Here is an 18,606-nt window from a genome sequence, read left to right as displayed (position 1 = left end):
TCAGATGTTCCCCGGTGTCACGATCCCCGACTCGTACGCCACGATGACGAGCTGCGCCCGGTCCCGCGCCGCCAGCTTGCCCATGATGCGGATGACGTGGGTCTTCGCGGTCAGCGGGCTCAGGCCCAACACCTCGGCGATCTCGGTGTTGTTGAGGCCGCGCCCGACCAGGCCGAGCACCTCCCGCTCGCGCTCGGACAGGCACTCCGGGCCGCCGGTCGCGGGTGCCGAGGGGCTGCGCAGGAACCGCTCGATCAGCCGTGCCGTGGGGCCTGGCGACAGCAGGGAGTCCCCGGCCGCGACCGTGCGGATGGCGTCGAGGAGTTCGGCCGGCCTGGTGTCCTTGACCAGGAACCCGGAGGCTCCGGCGCGCAGGGCGTCCACGATGTACTCGTCGGTGTCGTAGGTGGTGAGGACCAGGACGCGGACGCCCGCGAGGTCGTCGTCGGCCGCGATGAGCCGGGTCGCCTCGATGCCGTCCAGGTCGGGCATGCGGATGTCCATCAGCACGAGGTCGGCGCGCCCGGTGCGGGCCAGTTCCACGGCCTGCCGGCCGGTGGCGGCCTGGCCGACGACCTCCATGTCACGGGCCGACTCCACGAGCATCGCGAACGCCTCCCGCACCAGGGTCTGGTCGTCCGCGAGCAGCACTCGGATGGTCATCCGGTCCTCTTCCCCGTCGTGGTCAGCGGCAGGACCGCGGCCACCTCGAAGCCGCCCCCGGGGCGCGGTCCGGCGTCGAGTGTGCCACCCACACTGCGGGCCCGCTCCCGCATTCCGACGAGCCCGAAGCCCGAGGTGCCGCCCGGGTCGGGTCCCGTGCCGTCGTCGCTGACCGACAGATGCAGGGCGCCCTGCCGTTCGTCCAGCTCCACACGGACCGAGACGTCGGGTCCCGCGTGCCGGACCGCGTTCGTCAGGGCCTCCTGCACGATGCGGTAGGCGGCGGCGCCGACGGCGGGCGGTGCCTGGCGTATCCGTACGGTCTGCTCGACCCGGGCACCGGCCAGCCGCGCGGCCCGGGCCAGGTCGGGCAGGCCGTCGAGGCCGGGCAGCGGGCCGCGGGCCTCCGGCGGGCCGTGCTCGCGCAGCACCTCCAGCGTCGTACGGAGTTCGCCGCGGGCGCTGCGGCAGGTCTCGGCGATGTCGTCGAGGGCCTTGGCGACCGTCTCCCGGTCGAGCCGCTCGGGGTCGGCGGACAGCACATGGGCGGCGACGGAGGTCTGCACACCGATGAGGGTGATGCTGTGGGCGAGCAGGTCGTGCAGGTCCCGGGCGATCCGCAGCCGCTCCTCGGCGACCCGCCGCCGGGCCTCCTCCTCCCTGGTCCGTTCGGCCCGTTCGGCCCGCTCCACGATGGAGGCGACGTACTGGCGGTAGAACCGTACGTCGACGCCGCAGAACAGCACGGCGACGACCCAGCCCGAGATCTGCAGCATCCTCAGGGCCTCGTGGGCGTTGATGATGAGCATCGTGCTGGTCGAGAGGGTGAGGACGCCGGCCCCGACCAGGACGGCACGCAGCGGGCGGCCGGTGACGGCGACGGTGTACAGCGCGATGTACGTGGCCGGGGTCGGCGCGGAGTGGGGGTTGTCGAGGGCGTGGTACGGGGCGACACAGGCCACGACCCCGAGCAGCACGAGCAACGGCCGACGCCGCCGCCACACGATCGGCACGTTGCACGCGAGCAGCAGCACCCACCCCAGCGCATCGGGCCCGCCCCCGTCACCCCCGAGCAGCCCGAGCCCGACGGCGACCACGGCGGCGGCGACCGCGAGCAGGGCGTCGTTACGGAGCGCGTGCGGGGCGGTGAGGGGGTCGCGGTTGATCGCCGCGATGATCCGATTGCCGGTGGTGGGTGCCTGCACGGTCACATCCTCAGCTAGCGGCGGGCGGGCGTGCGCACGCGCCCCGGCTCGGCCTCAACGACCGGTTCCGGTGCACGCGAGAGCTTCCCCGGCCACCACACCCGCCGCCGCAACAGCACACTCGCCGTCGTCACCAAGTACGTACGCACCAGGAACGTATCCAGCAACACCCCCACAGCGATGACGAACCCGAGTTCCACCAGACCGACCATCGGCAAGGTCGTCAGCACCGCGAACGTCGCCGCGAGCACCACCCCCGCCGAGGCGATCACCCCACCCGTCGTCCGCAACGCGGTCAACGCGGCCACCTCCGGCTCGACCCCCCGCACCGACTCCTCCCGCATCCGGTGCATCAGGAAGATGCCGTAATCCACCCCGAGCGCCACCAGGAACACGAAGGACAGCAACCCGAGCCCCGCATCCGTACCACCGAACCCGAACACCGGCTCGAACACCAGCCCGCCGATGCCCAGCGCCGCACCCCACACCGCGACCACCGCCGCCAGCAGCAGCAACGGCGCGACGAGGCTGCGCAACAGGCCGACGAGGATGACGAACACGGCGACGAGCACCAACGGCACGACCACCTTGCGGTCCCGGGACTCACTGTCGGCCAGGTCGATCTGCTGGGCGCTGGGCCCGCCGACATACGCGCCCTGAGGATCCAGCCCGTCCCGCAACGCCTCGATGGTCCGGGTCTCCGACGACGTCTCGGGCGCGGCGGTCGTGAAGACGGCGATCTCCGTCCACCCGGAACCACTCCGCCCGGGAACCACCTCGGCGACCCCGTCGGTCGCACGGGCCCGCTCCGCCACCGCCCCGGCCCGTCCCTCGGGCGCCATGACCGTCACGGGGCGGCTGCTGCGCTCGGGATACTCCTGCGCCAGCGTCCGCATCGCGGTGATCGACTCGGGCCGCTCGGTGAACGAGTCCTCCTGCTTGATACCGCCGGACAGATTGAACGTGCCGAGCGCGAGGGCGCCGAGCAGCACGCCCCCGCCGACCAGCACCGTGGCGGGCCGGCGCGTCGCCGACGTGCCCATCGCGGCGAACAGCGACCGCCGGGCCTTCGGCTCGCTCCCGAACGCGGGGATCAGCGGCCAGAAGACGCGCCGCCCGAGCAGGACCAGCACCGCGGGCAGCAGGGTCGTCATGGCGACCAGCGCGGCGAGGACGCCGACCATGCCGACCGGCCCCATGCCGCTGCTGCTGTTGAGGTCGGCGGCGAGCAGGCACAGCAGCCCGGCCGCGACGGTCCCCGAGGAGGCGAGGACCGCCGGACCGCAGCCGCGCAGGGCGGCGCGCATGGCGTCGTACGGCCGCTCGTGGCGCCGCAGTTCCTCGCGGTAGCGGGAGACGATCAGCAGCGCGTAGTCGGTGCCGGCGCCGAGGACGAGCACGGTCATCACACCGCCGCTCTGGCCGGTGACGGTGACGTCGAACAGTTCGTGGAGTCCGTATCCGGCGGCCATCGCCGTGGCGGCGGCGACGCCGGCGACGGCGAGCGGGACCAGCCACAGGAAGGGGCTGCGGTAGATGAGGATCAGCAGCACGGTGACGACGCCGAGCGTGGCGAGCAGCAGGGTGGCGTCGAGCGTCCCGAACACCTTGTTCATGTCGGTGTTCAGCGCCCCCGGCCCGCCGACCTCGGCGCTCAGCCCGCCGCCGCCCTCGGCGATGTCGCGCACTCCGTCGACGAAGGCGTCCCGGGCCTCCTCGTCCTGGCCCGGCTGGGTGCTGGAGACCGGGTACATCAGGGTGGAGCCGTCCTTCGACGGAACGCCCCGCACCTCGCCGCCCGTCAGGTCGTAGGCGCCGCTCACCTCGGCGACCTGCTCGGCGGCGGTGCGCCGGTCGGCGTCGGTCAGGCCGCCGTCCCGGTGGTAGACGAGCACCAGGTCGGTCGACTCCCCGCCGGGCAGCCGGTCCTGGACGCGGGCCACCTGGGTGGAGTCGGCGCTGTCGGGCAGGTAGTCGACCGCGCGGTTCTGCTGGATGCCGGCGAACTTCCCGGCGAGCGGCCCGAGCAGTACGAGGGCGGCCAGCCACAGTCCGACCACCACCCAGGGCACGGCCCGTCGCCGCGTACGTGTCCTTGTGTCCCCCATCAGCCGGGCTCCCTCCGGGTCGGGTGTCTGGAACGCTCTCCAGACTCCCGGCGCGCGGGGGCGGGTTCGTCGGGCGCGAGGCCGAGTTGAGGGCTACTGCCCGGGGCGGCACGGGCCGCGGACTACTCCCCGGGGAGTAACGCGGGGACGTGTCCTACGACGGCGTACGCGCGGCGGCCGCCAGCAGCCGGGTCACGTCGTCCGGGCAGATGGTCAGCGCCGCCCCCACCGTCGCGAGGACGTCCCGCTCGGCCGGGGTGTACGGCCCGTCCGCCAGGGCGATGCGGGCGCCCTGGAGCAGGATCGATTCGCGGCCGACGGTGGCGAGGTGCGGGGCGAGCGGGTCCAGGGCCTCGTGCAGCTCTATGGCCAGCCCGGCACCGCAGGGCTCGCCGGTGATCCGGCCGGTGTCGGCCTCCAGCGCCTCGACGAGGGCGGCCAGCTGCTCCTCCGTGCAGTCGTCGAAGCCGGCCGCGCGCACGGCCAGCACGGCGGCCTCCAGCGCCGTACGGGCACCGGTGCCGCCCGCGGCCAGTACCGCGAGGGCGACGGTGTGCACGGCGTCGCGGAGCATCGCGGAGAAGCGGGTGGTCGTCGGATGGTCGAGGACGTCCGTGCCGAAGTGGCGACGGCAGGCGGCGCACTCCACGACCGGGCCGGTCTCGCCGCGCGGCAGCACGGGCAGGCCGAGCAGGGTGAAGCGGCGCTGTCCGGTCAGCCGCTGGTAGTTGCGGTCGCCGCCGCAGCCGGGGCAGAAGAACTCCCCGTCACCGGCGGCCGTCCATGCGATACGGGTGCCCAGGATGCTCGAAAACCTGGCGGCATGGCCGTTTCGTCCCCGTCCTGGCAGCACGTCGCACCTCCGTCACGCCGCACGGCAGCGTCGCCGCGCTTGCGTGATGTTAGCCACATCCATGAGGAGGAGTCAGCACCCCGGAGGAGACCTTTCCGTGACCCTCACAGGGATTGGCCGGTATGTGACGGGGCTCCACCCGCCGGACAACGGCGGGCAGAGCCCCACAATCCCCGTTACGACTGGTCAGCGCGTCGCGCGGTTGACGGCCGAGACGACCGCCTTCAGGGAGGCGCGCGTGGTGTTCGCGTCGATTCCGATCCCCCACAGGACCTTGTCGTCGATCGCGCATTCGATGTAGGAGGCCGCCTGTGCGGAGGCGCCCTCGCTCATCGTGTGCTCCTGGTAGTCCAGCAGGCGTACGTCGATGCCGACGGACTGCAGGGCGTCGAAGAAGGCCGAGATCGGGCCGTTGCCCGAGCCGGTCAGCACGGTGTCCTGGCCGTCGACCGTGGCCTCCACCTTCAGCGTGTCCACGCCGTCGGTGTCGGTGGTCGACTGGTTGTTCTTGACCTGGATCCGGCCCCAGGGGTTCTCGGGGTTGGGCAGGTACTCGTCCTCGAAGGCACCCCAGATGGCCTTCGGGGTGATCTCGCCGCCCTCGGCGTCCGTCTTCGCCTGGATGAGCTTGGAGAACTCGATCTGCATCCGGCGCGGCAGTTCCAGCTTGTGGTCGTTCTTCAGGACGTAGGCGATACCGCCCTTGCCGGACTGCGAGTTGACCCGGATGACCGCCTCGTAGGAACGGCCGACGTCCTTGGGGTCGATCGGCAGGTAGGGCACCGCCCACTCGATGTCGTCGACGGTGACGCCCTTGGCGGCGGCGTCGGCCTCCATGGCGTCGAAGCCCTTCTTGATGGCGTCCTGGTGGGAGCCGGAGAAGGACGTGTAGACCAGGTCGCCCACGTACGGGTGGCGCGGGTGGACCTCCATCTGGTTGCAGTACTCCCACGTACGACGGATCTCGTCGATGTCGGAGAAGTCGATCTGCGGGTCGACGCCCTGGGAGAAGAGGTTCATGCCCAGGGTGACCAGGTCGACGTTGCCGGTGCGCTCGCCCTGTCCGAACAGGCAGCCCTCGACGCGGTCGGCGCCGGCCATCAGGGCCAGCTCGGCGGCGGCGACGGCCGTGCCGCGGTCGTTGTGCGGGTGGACGGAGATGACGACGTGCTCGCGGCGGGAGACGTTGCGGCTCATCCACTCGAAGCGGTCCGCGTGGGTGGAGGGCGTGGAGCGCTCGACGGTCGCCGGCAGGTTGAGGATGATCTCGCGGCCCGGACCGGGCTGGTAGACGTCCATCACCGCCTCGCAGACCTCCAGCGCGAAGTCCAGCTCGGTGTCGGTGAAGATCTCGGGGCTGTACTGGTACCCGAACTCGGTCTCAGGGCCCAGCAGCTTCTCCGCGTACTCCATCACCAGCCGCGTACCGTCCACGGCGATCTGCTTGATGTCGTCCTTGGAGCCGCGGAAGACGACCCGGCGGAAGACGGGGGCCGTGGCGTTGTACAGGTGGACCGTGGCGCGCTTGGCGCCCTTCAGGGACTCCACCGTGCGCTCGATCAGGTCCTCACGGGCCTGGGTCAGTACGGAGATGGTGACGTCGTCGGGGATCGCGCCCGGCTCCTCGATGATGGAGCGCACGAAGTCGAAGTCGGTCTGGCCGGAGGCCGGGAAGCCGACCTCGATCTCCTTGTAGCCCATCTTGACCAGCAGGTCGAACATGGCGCGCTTGCGCGCGGGCGACATGGGGTCGATCAGCGCCTGGTTGCCGTCGCGCAGGTCGGTGGAGAGCCAGCGGGGGGCGGTGGTGATCCGGTTGGCCGGCCAGGTGCGGTCCGGGATGTCGACCTGCTCGTAGCGGCCGTACTTGTGGATCGGCATGGTGCTGGGCTGCTGGCGGTTCGCCATGATGCGGGGGCTCCTCAGGATGTCCGGATGGACGGCCGACGACGCAGCACCAAGCTCCGCGGGGAGGGAGTCGGCCTCGACTACAGGCCCTCGCCGCGGCAGCTAAGGAGAAGCAGCCCGAAACGCATGATGCGCAGCATGCTAGCCGAGGCCCTCCAGGTGTGCGGATCCGTATCAGTATGCGGGACCGGGCGCGCATATGGGACAAAAAGTGCGCTATACCACTTGCCATACCACTCAACCACGGAGCGTGAAGTCGCTTGTCCGCGTATTTCACCAATCATGGTGGCGACTAGTGACAGCCCTGTCACGCAGTGCAAGGGTGCCGGTCATGACGACTCACGGGGGCTTCGAGCCCGTCTTCTGCACCATCGTTCCGCCCCATGTCCTCGACAAGCTCTCCCAGGCCGAGGACCCCGCGCTGGCCGGACCCGCCCGCCGCACCCTGCAGCGCGACGCCTTCGAGCGCACCCAGCGCCGCCTCACCACGGTCATCGGCGCGAGCGCCGTCGCCTCGGTCGCCGACGGCAAGCCGCAGCGCACGGTCCACGACGCCCGGCACGGCACCGACCTGCCCGGCCACAAGGTCCGCGGCGAGGGCGACAAGCCCGGCAAGGACGCCACGGTCAACCGCGCCTACGCCGGCCTCGGCGCCACCTTCGAGCTGCTCCTCACGGCGTACCAGCGCGACTCGATCGACGGGAACGGCCTGCCGCTGGACGCGACCGTGCACTACGACCGCGACTACAACAACGCCTTCTGGAACGGCGAGCAGATGGTCTTCGGGGACGGCGACGGGGAGATCTTCCTCGACTTCACCATCCCGATCGACGTCATCGGCCACGAGCTCGTCCACGGCGTCACGCAGTACACCGCGAACCTCACGTACTTCGGCCAGCCCGGCGCGCTGAACGAGTCCGTGTCGGACGTCTTCGGCGCGCTGATCAAGCAGTACACGCTCGGCCAGACCGCCGCCGAGGCCGACTGGCTGATCGGCGCGGGCCTGCTCGCCCCGCGCGTGACGGGCGTGGCGCTGCGCTCCATGAAGGAGCCGGGCACGGCGTACGACGACGACGTCCTCGGCAAGGACCCGCAGCCCGCGACCATGGACGACTTCGTCCGCACCGGCCGCGACAACGGCGGCGTCCACATCAACTCGGGCATCCCCAACCACGCCTTCTACCTGGCTGCCACGGCCCTCGGCGGCCATGCCTGGGAGCGGGCGGGGCAGGTCTGGTACGACGTGCTGACCGGCGGCGAGCTGAAGGAGAAGGCGATGTTCACCGACTTCGCCACGCTCACCGTCAAGGCCGCCCGGGAGCGCTTCGGCGACGGGGAGGAGCTGGACGCCGTGTCGAAGGCCTGGGAGCAGGTCGGGGTGCGGACCCTGTAGTTCCGTACTAGACAGGTGCCATGCGGATTCAGGTGAGGCGCACAGGCGGGTTCGCGGGTATCGAGCGGCATGCCGAGGTGGACACCTCGGGCCGACCCGATGCCGCCGAGTGGCACGCCCTGGCCGAGCAGGCGGTGGCCGCCGGCCGGGGCACTCCGCCGATCGGGGTGCCGGACGGTTTCAGCTACCAGATCACGGTGGACGACACGACGGTCTACTGCTCTGATCCCCGGCTGACGGACGAGCAGCGCAGGCTGATCTCGTGGGTCCTCAAGGAGGGGGCGTAACAGGTCCCGGGCGGCGGCCTGTTGACTTGAGTTACCACCGGTACGGATGATCCGCGCATGGCGACTGACGCAGGCAACCCGATCCCCCGTTTCCCGGCCGGCTTCCTCTGGGGCGTGTCCACCTCGGCGCACCAGATCGAGGGCGCGGTGGACGCGCGCGAGCCGTCCGTGTGGGACGCCTTCACGGCCGAGCCGGGGCGGATCAAGGACGGCTCGACGGCGGCGGTGGCCTGCGACCATGTCCACCGCCACCGCGAGGACGTGGCGCTGCTGGCGGACCTCGGCGTGAACGCGTACCGCTTCTCGGTCTCCTGGCCGCGGGTGCGCTCCGAGAAGGGCCTGGACTTCTACGACCGGCTGGTGGACGACCTGTGCGCGGCCGGCGTCCGCCCGGTGCCGACCCTGTTCCACTGGGATCTGCCGGCGGACCTGGACTGGCTGGAGCGGGACACGGCCGCGCGCTTCGCCGAGTACGTGTCGCTGGTCGCCGAGCGCCTCGGTGACCGGGTGACCAAGTGGATCACCCTGAACGAGCCCGCCGAGCACACCCTGCTGGGCCACGCCCTGGGCGTGCACGCGCCGGGCCGGAAGCTGCTGTTCGACGCGCTGCCGGTCGCGCATCACCAGCTGCTGGCCCACGGTCTGGCCGTCCGGGCCCTGCGCGCCTCTGGTGCCACGGACATCGGCGTCGCCAACTCGCACGGTCCGACCTGGGCCGCGTCGACCGAGGCGGCGGACGTGGAGGCGGCCGAGTTCTACGACCTGCTGCTGAACCGCCTCTTCGCCGACCCGCTGCTGCTGGGCCGCTACCCGGACGGCATCGGCGAGCTGATGCCCGGGGACGTCGAGGCCGACCTGAAGGTGATCGCCGAGCCGCTCGACTGGTACGGCGTCAACTACTACGCGCCGACCCGGGTGGGCGCCCCGCAGGGCACGGAGATCGAGTTCGGCGGCGTCTCCATGCCCGCCGAACTTCCCTTCTCCGTCCGCGAGATCGCAGGCCACCCGGTCACGGACTTCGGCTGGCCGGTCGTACCCGAGGGCCTCACCGAACTGCTCACCGGCTTCCGCGAGCGCTACGGCGACCGGCTCCCGCCCGTCGTCATCACCGAGAACGGCTGCTCCTACCCGGGCGTCGACGACCAGGACCGCGTCGCCTACCTGGACGGCCACGTCCGGGCGCTGCACCGGGCGCTGGAGGCGGGCGTCGACGTGCGCGGCTACTTCGTCTGGTCCCTGCTCGACAACTTCGAGTGGGCGGAGGGCTACGCGCGCCGCTTCGGCCTGGTCCATGTCGACTTCGAGACCCAGGAGCGGACCCCGAAGTCGTCGTACCGCTGGTACCGGGAGCTGCTGAAGGCCCAGAACGCCACGGGCGCTACGGTCTGACGCCCACGCCGGGCCACGGGCCGGGCCGGGGATGGTTGCAGGGTGAACTGCTCTGCGAGCATGATTACTTGCGAGACCAGGGCCGGAACCCCACTCCCCACTCCCGGCCGGTCCGTTGTCCGCCTCGCCCCTTCCCACCCCCCACGGAAGGCGACTGCCGTGTCCCCCCACACGACGTCCATCCCCCGGTTCCTGGACGCGGTGCGCCCGGGCCTCACCCACTGGCTGGAACTGCCGCCGCACCGGACCAGCGTCAGAAGCGCCCGTCATGCCCTCCGGGCACGGCTGGACTCGTGGCAGGCGCCCGACGAGGTGTGCGCGAACGCCGTCCTGCTCATGTCCGAGCTGGTGACCAACGCGGTGCTGCACACGCTCAGTGAGCGGATCCTGTGCGGCGTCGGGCTGATGCCCGACGCGCGCTTCCGTCTCGAGGTGCACGACGGCGACCGCTCGGGCCGCGGCATCCCCGACCGCCGCCCCGGCCTCGACGACGAGAACGGCCGCGGCCTGCTGCTCGTCCGGGAGATAGCGGAGAACTGGGGCATCACCCGCTCGACCCTCACCGGCGGCAACGCGGTCTGGGCGAGCCTGGCGACGCCGTAGGAACGAGCCTCAGAACCCCAGCTTGCGCAACTGCCGCGGATCCCGCTGCCAGTCCTTGGCGACCTTCACGTGCAGGTCCAGGAAGACAGGCGTGCCCAGCAGGGCCTCGATCTGTTTGCGGGACTTGATGCCGACGTCCTTCAGGCGCTTGCCCTTGGGGCCGATGATGATGCCCTTCTGGCTGGGGCGCTCGATGTAGACGAAGGCGTGGATGTCGAGGAGGGGCTTGTCGGCGGGGCGGTCCTCGCGGGGGAGCATCTCCTCGACGACCACGGCGATGGAGTGCGGCAGCTCGTCGCGGACGCCCTCCAGCGCGGCCTCCCGGATCAGCTCCGCGATCATGACCTGCTCGGGCTCGTCGGTCAGGTCGCCCTCGGGGTAGAGCGCGGGGCCCTCCGGCAGGAGCGGGACGATCAGGTCGGCCAGCAGGTTCACCTGCTTGTCCCCGACCGCCGACACCGGGACGATCTCCGCCCACTCGAAGCCGAGCTCCTTGCCGAGCTGGTCGATCGCGATGAGCTGCTCGGCGAGCGTCTTGCCGTCCACCAGGTCGGTCTTCGTGACGATCGCGATCTTCGGCGTCTTCTTGATGGACGCCAGTTCCTTCGCGATGAAGCGGTCGCCGGGGCCGAGCTTCTCGTTCGCCGGCAGACAGAAGCCGATCACGTCCACCTCGGCCCACGTCGTGCGCACGACGTCGTTCAGCCGCTCACCCAGCAGCGTGCGCGGCTTGTGCAGCCCCGGGGTGTCGACCAGGATCAACTGCGCGTCCGGGCGGTGCACGATGCCCCGCACGGTGTGCCGCGTCGTCTGCGGCTGGTTCGCCGTGATCGCCACCTTCTGGCCGACCAGAGCATTCGTGAGGGTGGACTTGCCCGCGTTGGGACGGCCCACGAAGCAGGCGAAGCCAGCCCTGTGGACAGCTTCGGCCGGCTCTTCGGATGACTGGGTACGAACGCTCATGGCGCCCATTCTCCCTGATCCACAGAGCCCCGCCGCACAGGCGCCCGAACGCCCTCCGCCCCGTGAGCTCCCGGAAACCCTCACGCAACGAAACGTCACGGAAACACACCCGTACGCAACCGGAAACGGACGCCGGTGAACCTCTGACGAACCCCCGGAGCCCCACCCTGTTGGAGACACCGTGTCCTTGGCCGCCGCAAGCGCCGACACCGGCGACACCGCCTGGCTGCTCGCCGCCACCGCCCTCGTCCTGCTGATGACTCCCGGCCTGGCCCTCTTCTACGGCGGCATGGTCCGCACGAAGAGCGTGCTCAACATGCTGATGATGAGCTTCGTGTCGATCGCCCTGGTGACGGTGGTCTGGCTGGCGGCCGGGTTCTCCCTCACCTTCGGGGAGGACGCCGGGGGCGGTCTCATCGGCGGGCTTGAGCACATCGGGATGAGCGGGCTCGGCCCGGACAGTGTCCAGGGGACCGTCCCCACGCTCCTCTTCGCCACCTTCCAGCTCACCTTCGCGATCATCACGGCCGCCCTGGTCAGCGGCGCGGTCGCGGACCGGGCGAAGTTCGGGGCGTGGCTGGTCTTCGTGCCGGTGTGGGCGCTGCTCGTATACGTTCCGGTGGCGCACTGGGTGTGGGGACCCGGTGGCTGGATCCTGGAGAAGCTCGGCGCCCTCGACTTCGCCGGCGGCCTGCCCGTCGAGATCGTCTCCGGCGCCTCGGGACTCGCGTTGTGCCTGGTCCTGGGCCCGCGTCTGGGCTTCAAGAAGGACTCCATGCGCCCGCACAACCTGCCCATGGTGATGATGGGCGCCGGTCTGCTCTGGTTCGGCTGGTTCGGCTTCAACGCCGGATCCGCCCTCGGCGCCAACGGCCTCGCGGCCGCGGCCTTCCTCAACACCCTCGCCGCGGGCTGCACCGGCCTGCTCGGCTGGCTCTTCGTCGAGCAGAAGCGCGACGGCCACCCCACGACCCTGGGCGCCGCGTCCGGCGCGGTCGCCGGCCTGGTCGCCATCACGCCGTCCTGCGGCTCGGTCTCCCTGCTCGGCGCCCTGGTCGTCGGCCTCACCGCCGGTGCCGTCTGCTCGTACGCCGTGAGCTGGAAGTTCAAGCTGAACTACGACGACTCCCTGGACGTCGTCGGCGTCCACCTGGTCGGCGGTGTCATCGGCACGCTCCTCATCGGCGTCTTCGCCGTCGACTCGATGACCGGCGGCGCCGAGGGCCTCCTCTACGGCGGCGGCCTCGCCCAGCTGGGCAAGCAGCTGCTGGCCGTGGTCGTGGTGGCGGTGTACGCGTTCGCCGTGACGTACGGCATCGGCAAGCTGATCGACGTCACCATGGGCTTCCGCGCGAGCGAGGAGCAGGAGCAGACCGGCCTGGACCTTACGGTGCACGCCGAGACCGCCTACGATCACGGGGTCCTGGGCCACGGCGCCCCGGTCTCCTCCTCCGTCGTCCCCCACGCCCAGAAGGTCACCCCCCAGGCATGAAGCTCATCACCGCGATCGTCAAGCCGTACCGCCTCGACGAGGTCAAGAACGCCCTGCAGGAACTCGGCGTGCACGGCCTGACCGTGAGCGAGGCCAGCGGCTACGGCCGGCAGCGCGGCCACACCGAGGTGTACCGCGGCGCCGAGTACCAGGTCGACCTGGTGCCGAAGGTCCGTATCGAGGTCGTCGTCGAGGACGCGGACGCCGAGGCCGTCATCGACGCGGTCGTCAGGGCCGCGCACACCGGCAAGATCGGCGACGGGAAGGTGTGGGCGCTGCCCGTCGACACCGTCGTACGGGTGCGGACGGGCGAGCGCGGGCCGGACGCGCTGTAGGTCGCGCCCGGCCCTCGGGATCAGTCGAACACGAACGGGCCCGGCGACTGCGGCCCGGTCGCCGTGCAGGTGATGGTGATGCCGAAGACGGTCATCTTCAGCGAGCCGCCGAAGGCCTCCAGGCTGTCGCCGGAGGCCACGGTGCCGCTGAGGGGGCCGACCTCGACGGGAGCGCCGGCGGCCATCGCCGGGTTCTTGGTGCCGGTGAAGGCGACGGTGCCGCCGCCGGACTTCACCAGCGTGAGCGAGGACGTGATCGAGTCCGCGCCCAGGGCGATCGGCGCGGTGATCGCCGAGGACTTGACGGTGACGGTGGCGGCGGTGCCGTTCTGCGTGGCCGTGAGGGTGGCCTCGCCGCTGCCGAAGGTGCCGCAGTCCGCGCTGATCGTCGCCGTCTGGGGGGTGACGGCGAGAGCGGCGGGGGCGAAGGCGAGCCCGCTGACCGCGAGAGCCCCGGCCGCCAGTGCCGCACCTGCTGCGATTCGCTTGCATCTCATGGGATTCCGGCTCCGTTTCCGTGGGGGGGGTGGACCGCTCGGCACGTGGATGCGGACACACTGCCGAGAGTCGAACCTGACGGTCCGTCGGAACTGACGGTTCCATTGATGCGTGTGGGGCAGGCGGCGGCAAGGTTGAAAACTGGCCTAATTACCGCCGGTTACAGCGAAGTTCGGCCAACCCGTCAACCGGCGGTCACGGTGGCCCTGACCGTCCCGTCGGGCCCGGCCACCAACACCGGCGTCTGTGCCCCGCCGAGATCCCGTACCGCCGCCCGGTCCTCGGCCGAGGGCGACTCCGCTTCCGTCACGACCGCCGCCGCCTCCAGGGACGTCGCCCCCGAGGCCACCGCCATCGCCACCGCCGTCTGCAGGGCACTGAGCTTCAGGGAGTCGAGGGCCACGGTCCCCGCGACATACGTACGTCCGGTCTCGTCCCGTACGGCCGCCCCCTCGGGCACGCCGTTGCGGGCCCGCGCGGAACGGGCCAGGGTGACGATCTTGCGGTCCTCGGGGTCGAGCGCGCTGCTGTCGGTCATGATCCGAGCATACGTAGCGACCGCCCCGGCCCGGTCTCAGGGCCGGTCGAGGCGGAGGCGGTCCGCGCGCGGCAGGCCCGCGACCACGAGATCGTAGGAGTCCTCGACGAGCTCCCGGACCAGCCGGTCCGGGAGTCCGCCGTCGGCCGTGACCGTGTTCCAGTGCCGCTTGTTCATGTGCCAGCCGGGGACGATCAGGCCCTCGTGCTCGCCGCGCAGCCGGATCGCGTCGTCCGGGTCGCACTTGAGGTTGACCTTGAGGGGCCGCTCGTCGAGATGCGACAGGGCGAACAGCTTGCCCTGGACCTTGAAGACCGAGATCTCCGGGCGGAACGGGAAGTCCTCGACCGCCGCGTTGAAGGACAGGCAGAACGCGCGCAGCTCCTGCGGGGTCATTCCGGCTTCTCCTCCCGGGCGGCGTCCGCCGGCTCCACGGGCTCCGCGAGCACCGTCACGATCTTGTTGCGGCGTCCGGCCGCGGCCTCCGCCGTCAGCCGCAGTTCCCGGCCGTCGGGCAGACCGACCACGGACGACGCACCCGCGATGGGGACCCGGCCCAGCGCCTTCGCCAGCAGACCGCCGACCGTCTCGACGTCCTCGTCGTCGAACTCCTCCAGGCCGTACAGGTCGCCCAGGTCGCCGATGTCGAGCCGGGCGGTGACCCGGAAGCGGTCCTTGCCGAGGTCCTCCACCGGCGGCAGCTCACGGTCGTACTCGTCGGTGATCTCGCCGACGATCTCCTCGAGGATGTCCTCGATGGTGACGATGCCGGCCGTGCCGCCGTACTCGTCGACCGCGACGGCGACGTGGTTGCGCTCCTTCTGCATCTCGCGCAGCAGGTCGCCCGCGTTCTTGGTGTCGGGCACGAAGAACGCCGGGCGCATCGCCGTGGACACCTGCTCGGACTCCGCCTCGCGGCTGATGTGCGTCTTGCGGACCAGGTCCTTCAGATACACGATCCCGACGATGTCGTCCTCGCTCTCGCCGGTCACCGGGATCCGGGAGAAGCCGGAGCGCAGGGCGAGGGTGAGGGCCTGGCGGATGGTCTTGAACCGCTCGATGACCACCAGGTCCGTGCGCGGGACCATGACCTCCCGCACGAGGGTGTCGCCCAGCTCGAAGACCGAGTGCACCATGCGGCGCTCCTCGTCCTCGATGAGGGACTCCTTCTCGGCGAGGTCGACCAGCGCCCGCAGCTCCGCCTCGGAGGCGAAGGGACCGCGGCGGAAGCCCTTGCCGGGGGTGAGCGCGTTGCCGATGAGGATGAGCAGCGACGGGATGGGGCCCATGATCCGGGCCAGCGGCACCAGGACGTACGCCGAGAGCGTCGCCGTGTTCAGCGGGTGCTGGCGGCCGATGGTGCGCGGGGACACCCCGACGGCGACGTACGACACGAGGACCATGACCGCGATGGCGATCAGGAGGGCCTCGGTCGTGTTGTCGAACTCCATCAGGCAGCCGTAGGTGATCAGCGCGGCGGCGGCCATCTCGCAGGCGACGCGCACCAGCAGCGCCACGTTCAGATAGCGGGTCGGGTCGGCGGCCACCTGGGAGAGCTTGGCGCTGCCGCGCCTGCCGCCGCGTACGGCCTCCTCGGCGCGGAAGCTGGAGACGCGGGCGAGGCCCGCCTCCGCGCAGGCGGCGAGCCAGGCCACGACGACCAGGGCGACCGCGCCCAGGGCGAGTTGCGGATTCATCGGCGGCGGCTCTACGAGACCGTCGGCGCCGGGGACGGGCCGGTCAGGCCCCGCTCCGAGCGCCAGCCGTCCACGATGGCCGCCTGAAGGCCGAACATCTCGGCCTTCTCGTCCGGTTCCTCGTGGTCATAGCCCAGCAGGTGCAGCACCCCGTGGACGGTGAGCAACTGGAGCTCCTCGTCCATGGAGTGCTGCGTGTCGGCCTCGGCGCCCTGCTTGGTGGCGACCTCGGGGCAGAGCACGATGTCGCCGAGCAGCCCCTGCGGCGGCTCGTCCTCGTCCTTGGACGGCGGGCGCAGCTCGTCCATCGGGAAGGACATGACATCCGTGGGGCCGGGGAGGTCCATCCACTGGATGTGGAGCTGCTCCATGGCGTCGGCGTCCACGACGATGACCGAGAGCTCGGAGAGCGGGTGGATGCGCATCCGAGCGAGCGCGTAGCGGGCGATGTCGAGGATCGCCTGCTCGTCGACCTCGGTGCCGGACTCGTTGTTGACGTCGATCGACATGGTGTGGTGCTTTTCTACTTCCCCTTGTGCACGGACTTGCCGCGGCTCTTGTGCCCGCCGTTCTGGGTGCCGTGCTTGGTGTCGTACTGCTCGTACGCGTCGACGATACGGCCCACCAGCTTGTGCCGGACCACGTCCTGCGACGACAGCCGGGAGAAGTGGACGTCGTCCAGGCCCTCCAGGATGTCCTGCACCTGCCGCAGACCGCTCTTGGTGCCGTCCGGGAGGTCGACCTGCGTCACGTCACCCGTGATCACGATCTTCGATTCGAAGCCGAGGCGGGTGAGGAACATCTTCATCTGTTCGGGGCTCGTGTTCTGGGCCTCGTCCAGGATGATGAAGGCGTCGTTGAGGGTGTTGTGCGTCAGCAGGTAGTCCTGCGTGATGTACAGCGAGTCCTCGGCCGCCACCTGGATACAGACCGTCTCCTCGCGGCCCGCCGGCTCGATGCTGTCGATGAACCGCATCGGGCGCCCGCCCCCTCCGGCCGCGAGGTACTTGTCTCGCTTACGGGAGAGGCGGAAGGGTTCGATCCCTTCGGGGAGCCGGATGTCGATGATGTGGGCGTCGTGGCGATAGGCGACCTCCCGGCCGTTCGCGAGGCCGGGCTTGCGGCCCTCAGCAGCCCTGCGGCGGGTGTACGCGACGCCACCCAGCGACTGGACGAGAGCGATCACATCGTCACGGAGCAGAATCGACGTCGTCGTGTACTGGATCCGACAGGTGCGGTCCTTCTGCGTGACCGGGCCGCCGTCGGAGTCGAGGAGCCCCTGCAACAGGCTCAGCCGGACCTCGGCGGAGTTGTGCAGATAGTCGTCCGGGACAAGCTTGGAATGGGAGCGCGTGCGCAGGAGGTCCAGCTCGCGCAGGACACGAGTGATCGGATTCTCCAGCGTGACCACATCGCCCGGTGACTTGACACGGTTGAGCACGTAGTCCGGGCCACCACGATGCCGTACGGCGATGCCCGGGAGCGCGGCCTCCAGAGCCTCGGCCAGCTCTGGGTCCGTCGAGGCGAAGGAGGGTGTGGTGGAACCGGTCAGGCATCCGTCACCGAGCAGCAGCCCCAGCGCGTACGGGTCCATCGGGACCTCCCGCTCGGGCATCTGCACTGGCGCGGTAAGCAGCGGCAGCTCGTACCGGCGCGCATGTGCGGCACGCAGGTTACCGATCATCTCCTGGGTCTCAAGGACCCGCCACGGCTTGTCGCGGCGCTTGTCGTCACGTGTCCTGACGGTCCACAGGTGCTCGCCGCAGCACAAGGTCCAGGAACCGTCCTGAGCGGTGACCCGGTAGATGTCCTTCTCGCCCTGCGGGTAGACGCCCAGGACCGGAGTCGGTTCCCCGTTCGAACCAGTGACCAGGTCACCTACCTTGAGGTCACCAATGGGGCGCCATCCGTCCGGCGTGAGGACGTTCGTGAATGTCGGCTGCGCGCGACCCCTCATATATGCCAGCGGCGCCACCTCGATCGTCCCCGCCGCCATCAGCCGCGGGATCGAGTCCGGGTCGAGCATGTCGTGCAGCGCGTCGTAGAGAGGGCGCAGATACGGGTCGATCTTCTCGTAGAGCGTGCCCGGGAGGAAGCCGAGGCGCTCTCCGGCCTCGACCGCCGGGCGGGTCAGGATGATGCGGTTGACCTGCTTGGACTGCAGGGCCTGCACCGCCTTGGCCATCGCCAGGTACGTCTTGCCGGTGCCGGCGGGGCCGATGCCGAAGACGATGGTGTGCTTGTCGATCGCGTCCACGTAGCGCTTCTGGTTGAGCGTCTTGGGGCGGATCGTGCGGCCCCGCGAGGACAGGATGTTCTGCGTGAGCACCTCGGCCGGGGTCTCCTGGCCGTCGCTCTCCCCGTTCTCGCTCGCCTTGAGCATGGCGATCGAGCGTTCCACTGCGTCCTCCGTCATCGGCTGCCCGGTGCGGAGCACGAGCATCATCTCGTCGAACACGCGCGAAATGAGGGCGACGTCCGCTGGGTCGCCGACCGCGCTGATCTCATTGCCCCGGACATGGATGTCGGCCGCCGGGAAGGCCTTCTCGATCACGCGCAGGAGGCTGTCGCCGGACCCCAGCACGGTCACCATGGGGTGCTGGGCGGGGACGGTGAACTGCGCTCTCGCCTGCTCCTGCGCGGGGGTGTGAGCTGTGGGTGTCTGAGTCATGGG

Annotated in this window: 18 protein-coding genes; 6 read left to right on the top strand and 12 right to left on the bottom strand. The window is 70.6% G+C overall.

The features are described 5' to 3' along the window. The 5 genes from ACFT4A_RS08085 to leuA all read right to left on the bottom strand — a co-directional run bounded on the left by ACFT4A_RS08085 (window position 1) and on the right by leuA (window position 6,737). Window positions 1–663 carry a response regulator gene (locus tag ACFT4A_RS08085; protein WP_382826985.1) on the bottom strand — a complete coding sequence of 221 codons (663 nt, stop codon included), beginning with the start codon at window positions 661–663 and terminating at the stop codon, window positions 1–3. Further along, the gene (locus ACFT4A_RS08080) at window positions 660–1,868 is read right to left on the bottom strand and encodes a sensor histidine kinase (protein ID WP_382826983.1); all 1,209 of its coding nucleotides are present in this window, start codon (window positions 1,866–1,868) and stop codon (window positions 660–662) included. The genes ACFT4A_RS08085 and ACFT4A_RS08080 overlap by 4 nt, the downstream gene beginning before the upstream one ends. Window positions 1,869–1,882: 14 nt before the next feature. Beyond that, window positions 1,883–3,976, bottom strand: a complete 2,094-nt coding sequence (locus ACFT4A_RS08075; protein WP_382826982.1) for an MMPL family transporter — start codon at window positions 3,974–3,976, stop codon at window positions 1,883–1,885. Window positions 3,977–4,130: 154 nt separating this feature from the next. Next, window positions 4,131–4,829 carry a TerB family tellurite resistance protein gene (locus ACFT4A_RS08070; protein ID WP_382826980.1) on the bottom strand — a complete coding sequence of 233 codons (699 nt, stop codon included), beginning with the start codon at window positions 4,827–4,829 and terminating at the stop codon, window positions 4,131–4,133. Window positions 4,830–5,015: 186 nt separating this feature from the next. Next, window positions 5,016–6,737 carry a 2-isopropylmalate synthase gene (gene leuA / locus ACFT4A_RS08065; protein ID WP_382826979.1) on the bottom strand — a complete coding sequence of 574 codons (1,722 nt, stop codon included), beginning with the start codon at window positions 6,735–6,737 and terminating at the stop codon, window positions 5,016–5,018. Window positions 6,738–7,068: 331 nt separating this feature from the next. On the opposite strand from leuA, the gene ACFT4A_RS08060 reads away from it, so the two are divergent. The 4 genes from ACFT4A_RS08060 (at window position 7,069) to ACFT4A_RS08045 (ending at window position 10,409) form a co-directional block, all read left to right on the top strand. Then, window positions 7,069–8,130, top strand: a complete 1,062-nt coding sequence (locus ACFT4A_RS08060) for a M4 family metallopeptidase (RefSeq protein WP_382826977.1) — start codon at window positions 7,069–7,071, stop codon at window positions 8,128–8,130. Between the two features lie 20 nt (window positions 8,131–8,150). Then, window positions 8,151–8,417 carry a protealysin inhibitor emfourin gene (locus ACFT4A_RS08055; RefSeq protein WP_382826976.1) on the top strand — a complete coding sequence of 89 codons (267 nt, stop codon included), beginning with the start codon at window positions 8,151–8,153 and terminating at the stop codon, window positions 8,415–8,417. 57 nt (window positions 8,418–8,474) lie between these two features. Then, window positions 8,475–9,806: a GH1 family beta-glucosidase gene (locus tag ACFT4A_RS08050; protein ID WP_382826974.1), complete on the top strand. Its 1,332-nt coding sequence runs from the start codon at window positions 8,475–8,477 to the stop codon at window positions 9,804–9,806. Window positions 9,807–9,965: 159 nt separating this feature from the next. After that, window positions 9,966–10,409 carry an ATP-binding protein gene (locus ACFT4A_RS08045; protein ID WP_382826972.1) on the top strand — a complete coding sequence of 148 codons (444 nt, stop codon included), beginning with the start codon at window positions 9,966–9,968 and terminating at the stop codon, window positions 10,407–10,409. A 9-nt stretch (window positions 10,410–10,418) separates the two neighbouring features. Here the strand turns inward: ACFT4A_RS08045 and era are convergent, their stop codons facing one another. Beyond that, the gene (gene era, locus ACFT4A_RS08040; RefSeq protein WP_189723452.1) at window positions 10,419–11,381 is read right to left on the bottom strand and encodes a GTPase Era; all 963 of its coding nucleotides are present in this window, start codon (window positions 11,379–11,381) and stop codon (window positions 10,419–10,421) included. 172 nt (window positions 11,382–11,553) lie between these two features. Here era and ACFT4A_RS08035 point away from each other — a divergent pair, with 172 nt between their 5' ends. After that, the gene (locus ACFT4A_RS08035) at window positions 11,554–12,864 is read left to right on the top strand and encodes an ammonium transporter (protein WP_382826970.1); all 1,311 of its coding nucleotides are present in this window, start codon (window positions 11,554–11,556) and stop codon (window positions 12,862–12,864) included. After that, window positions 12,861–13,199: a P-II family nitrogen regulator gene (locus tag ACFT4A_RS08030; protein ID WP_114252339.1), complete on the top strand. Its 339-nt coding sequence runs from the start codon at window positions 12,861–12,863 to the stop codon at window positions 13,197–13,199. The genes ACFT4A_RS08035 and ACFT4A_RS08030 overlap by 4 nt, the downstream gene beginning before the upstream one ends. A 20-nt stretch (window positions 13,200–13,219) precedes the next feature. Here the strand turns inward: ACFT4A_RS08030 and ACFT4A_RS08025 are convergent, their stop codons facing one another. The 6 genes from ACFT4A_RS08025 to ACFT4A_RS08000 all read right to left on the bottom strand — a co-directional run bounded on the left by ACFT4A_RS08025 (window position 13,220) and on the right by ACFT4A_RS08000 (window position 18,603). Continuing rightward, window positions 13,220–13,696, bottom strand: coding sequence for a hypothetical protein (locus ACFT4A_RS08025; RefSeq protein ID WP_382826968.1), 477 nt, complete (start codon window positions 13,694–13,696; stop codon window positions 13,220–13,222). Window positions 13,697–13,881: 185 nt separating this feature from the next. Next, on the bottom strand, window positions 13,882–14,235 hold the full coding sequence (locus ACFT4A_RS08020) for a cytidine deaminase (RefSeq protein WP_215121497.1): 354 nt from the start codon (window positions 14,233–14,235) through the stop codon (window positions 13,882–13,884). 36 nt (window positions 14,236–14,271) lie between these two features. Further along, window positions 14,272–14,631, bottom strand: coding sequence for an MmcQ/YjbR family DNA-binding protein (locus ACFT4A_RS08015; RefSeq protein WP_382826966.1), 360 nt, complete (start codon window positions 14,629–14,631; stop codon window positions 14,272–14,274). Then, window positions 14,628–15,932: a hemolysin family protein gene (locus tag ACFT4A_RS08010; protein WP_382826964.1), complete on the bottom strand. Its 1,305-nt coding sequence runs from the start codon at window positions 15,930–15,932 to the stop codon at window positions 14,628–14,630. Before ACFT4A_RS08010 ends, ACFT4A_RS08015 begins: the two co-directional genes overlap by 4 nt. Before the next feature lie 11 nt (window positions 15,933–15,943). Beyond that, window positions 15,944–16,441 (bottom strand): rRNA maturation RNase YbeY, encoded by a 498-nt coding sequence (ybeY, locus tag ACFT4A_RS08005; protein ID WP_184592507.1) that lies wholly within the window; start codon window positions 16,439–16,441, stop codon window positions 15,944–15,946. A gap of 14 nt (window positions 16,442–16,455) precedes the next feature. After that, on the bottom strand, window positions 16,456–18,603 hold the full coding sequence (locus tag ACFT4A_RS08000) for a PhoH family protein (RefSeq protein WP_382826962.1): 2,148 nt from the start codon (window positions 18,601–18,603) through the stop codon (window positions 16,456–16,458). Window positions 18,604–18,606: the final 3 nt, after the last annotated feature.

It is taken from the genome of Streptomyces sp. NPDC057099, from assembly GCF_042671245.1.
In the GTDB taxonomy this organism is placed as follows: Bacteria; Actinomycetota; Actinomycetes; order Streptomycetales; family Streptomycetaceae; genus Streptomyces; species Streptomyces purpurascens.
Note: the sequence above shows the minus strand (reverse complement) of the source record. Positions and strands in the feature narration are given on the sequence as shown.

Coding starts and splice junctions, on each gene's coding strand:
- ACFT4A_RS08085 (WP_382826985.1), bottom strand. CDS start 663: ATGACCATCCGAGTGCTGCTCGCGGACGACCAGACCCTGGTGCGGGAG.
- ACFT4A_RS08075 (WP_382826982.1), bottom strand. CDS start 3,976: ATGGGGGACACAAGGACACGTACGCGGCGACGGGCCGTGCCCTGGGTG.
- leuA (WP_382826979.1), bottom strand. CDS start 6,737: ATGGCGAACCGCCAGCAGCCCAGCACCATGCCGATCCACAAGTACGGC.
- ACFT4A_RS08060 (WP_382826977.1), top strand. CDS start 7,069: ATGACGACTCACGGGGGCTTCGAGCCCGTCTTCTGCACCATCGTTCCG.
- ACFT4A_RS08055 (WP_382826976.1), top strand. CDS start 8,151: ATGCGGATTCAGGTGAGGCGCACAGGCGGGTTCGCGGGTATCGAGCGG.
- ACFT4A_RS08050 (WP_382826974.1), top strand. CDS start 8,475: ATGGCGACTGACGCAGGCAACCCGATCCCCCGTTTCCCGGCCGGCTTC.
- era (WP_189723452.1), bottom strand. CDS start 11,381: ATGGGCGCCATGAGCGTTCGTACCCAGTCATCCGAAGAGCCGGCCGAA.
- ACFT4A_RS08030 (WP_114252339.1), top strand. CDS start 12,861: ATGAAGCTCATCACCGCGATCGTCAAGCCGTACCGCCTCGACGAGGTC.
- ACFT4A_RS08025 (WP_382826968.1), bottom strand. CDS start 13,696: ATGAGATGCAAGCGAATCGCAGCAGGTGCGGCACTGGCGGCCGGGGCT.
- ACFT4A_RS08020 (WP_215121497.1), bottom strand. CDS start 14,235: ATGACCGACAGCAGCGCGCTCGACCCCGAGGACCGCAAGATCGTCACC.
- ACFT4A_RS08015 (WP_382826966.1), bottom strand. CDS start 14,631: ATGACCCCGCAGGAGCTGCGCGCGTTCTGCCTGTCCTTCAACGCGGCG.
- ACFT4A_RS08010 (WP_382826964.1), bottom strand. CDS start 15,932: ATGAATCCGCAACTCGCCCTGGGCGCGGTCGCCCTGGTCGTCGTGGCC.
- ybeY (WP_184592507.1), bottom strand. CDS start 16,441: ATGTCGATCGACGTCAACAACGAGTCCGGCACCGAGGTCGACGAGCAG.
- ACFT4A_RS08000 (WP_382826962.1), bottom strand. CDS start 18,603: ATGACTCAGACACCCACAGCTCACACCCCCGCGCAGGAGCAGGCGAGA.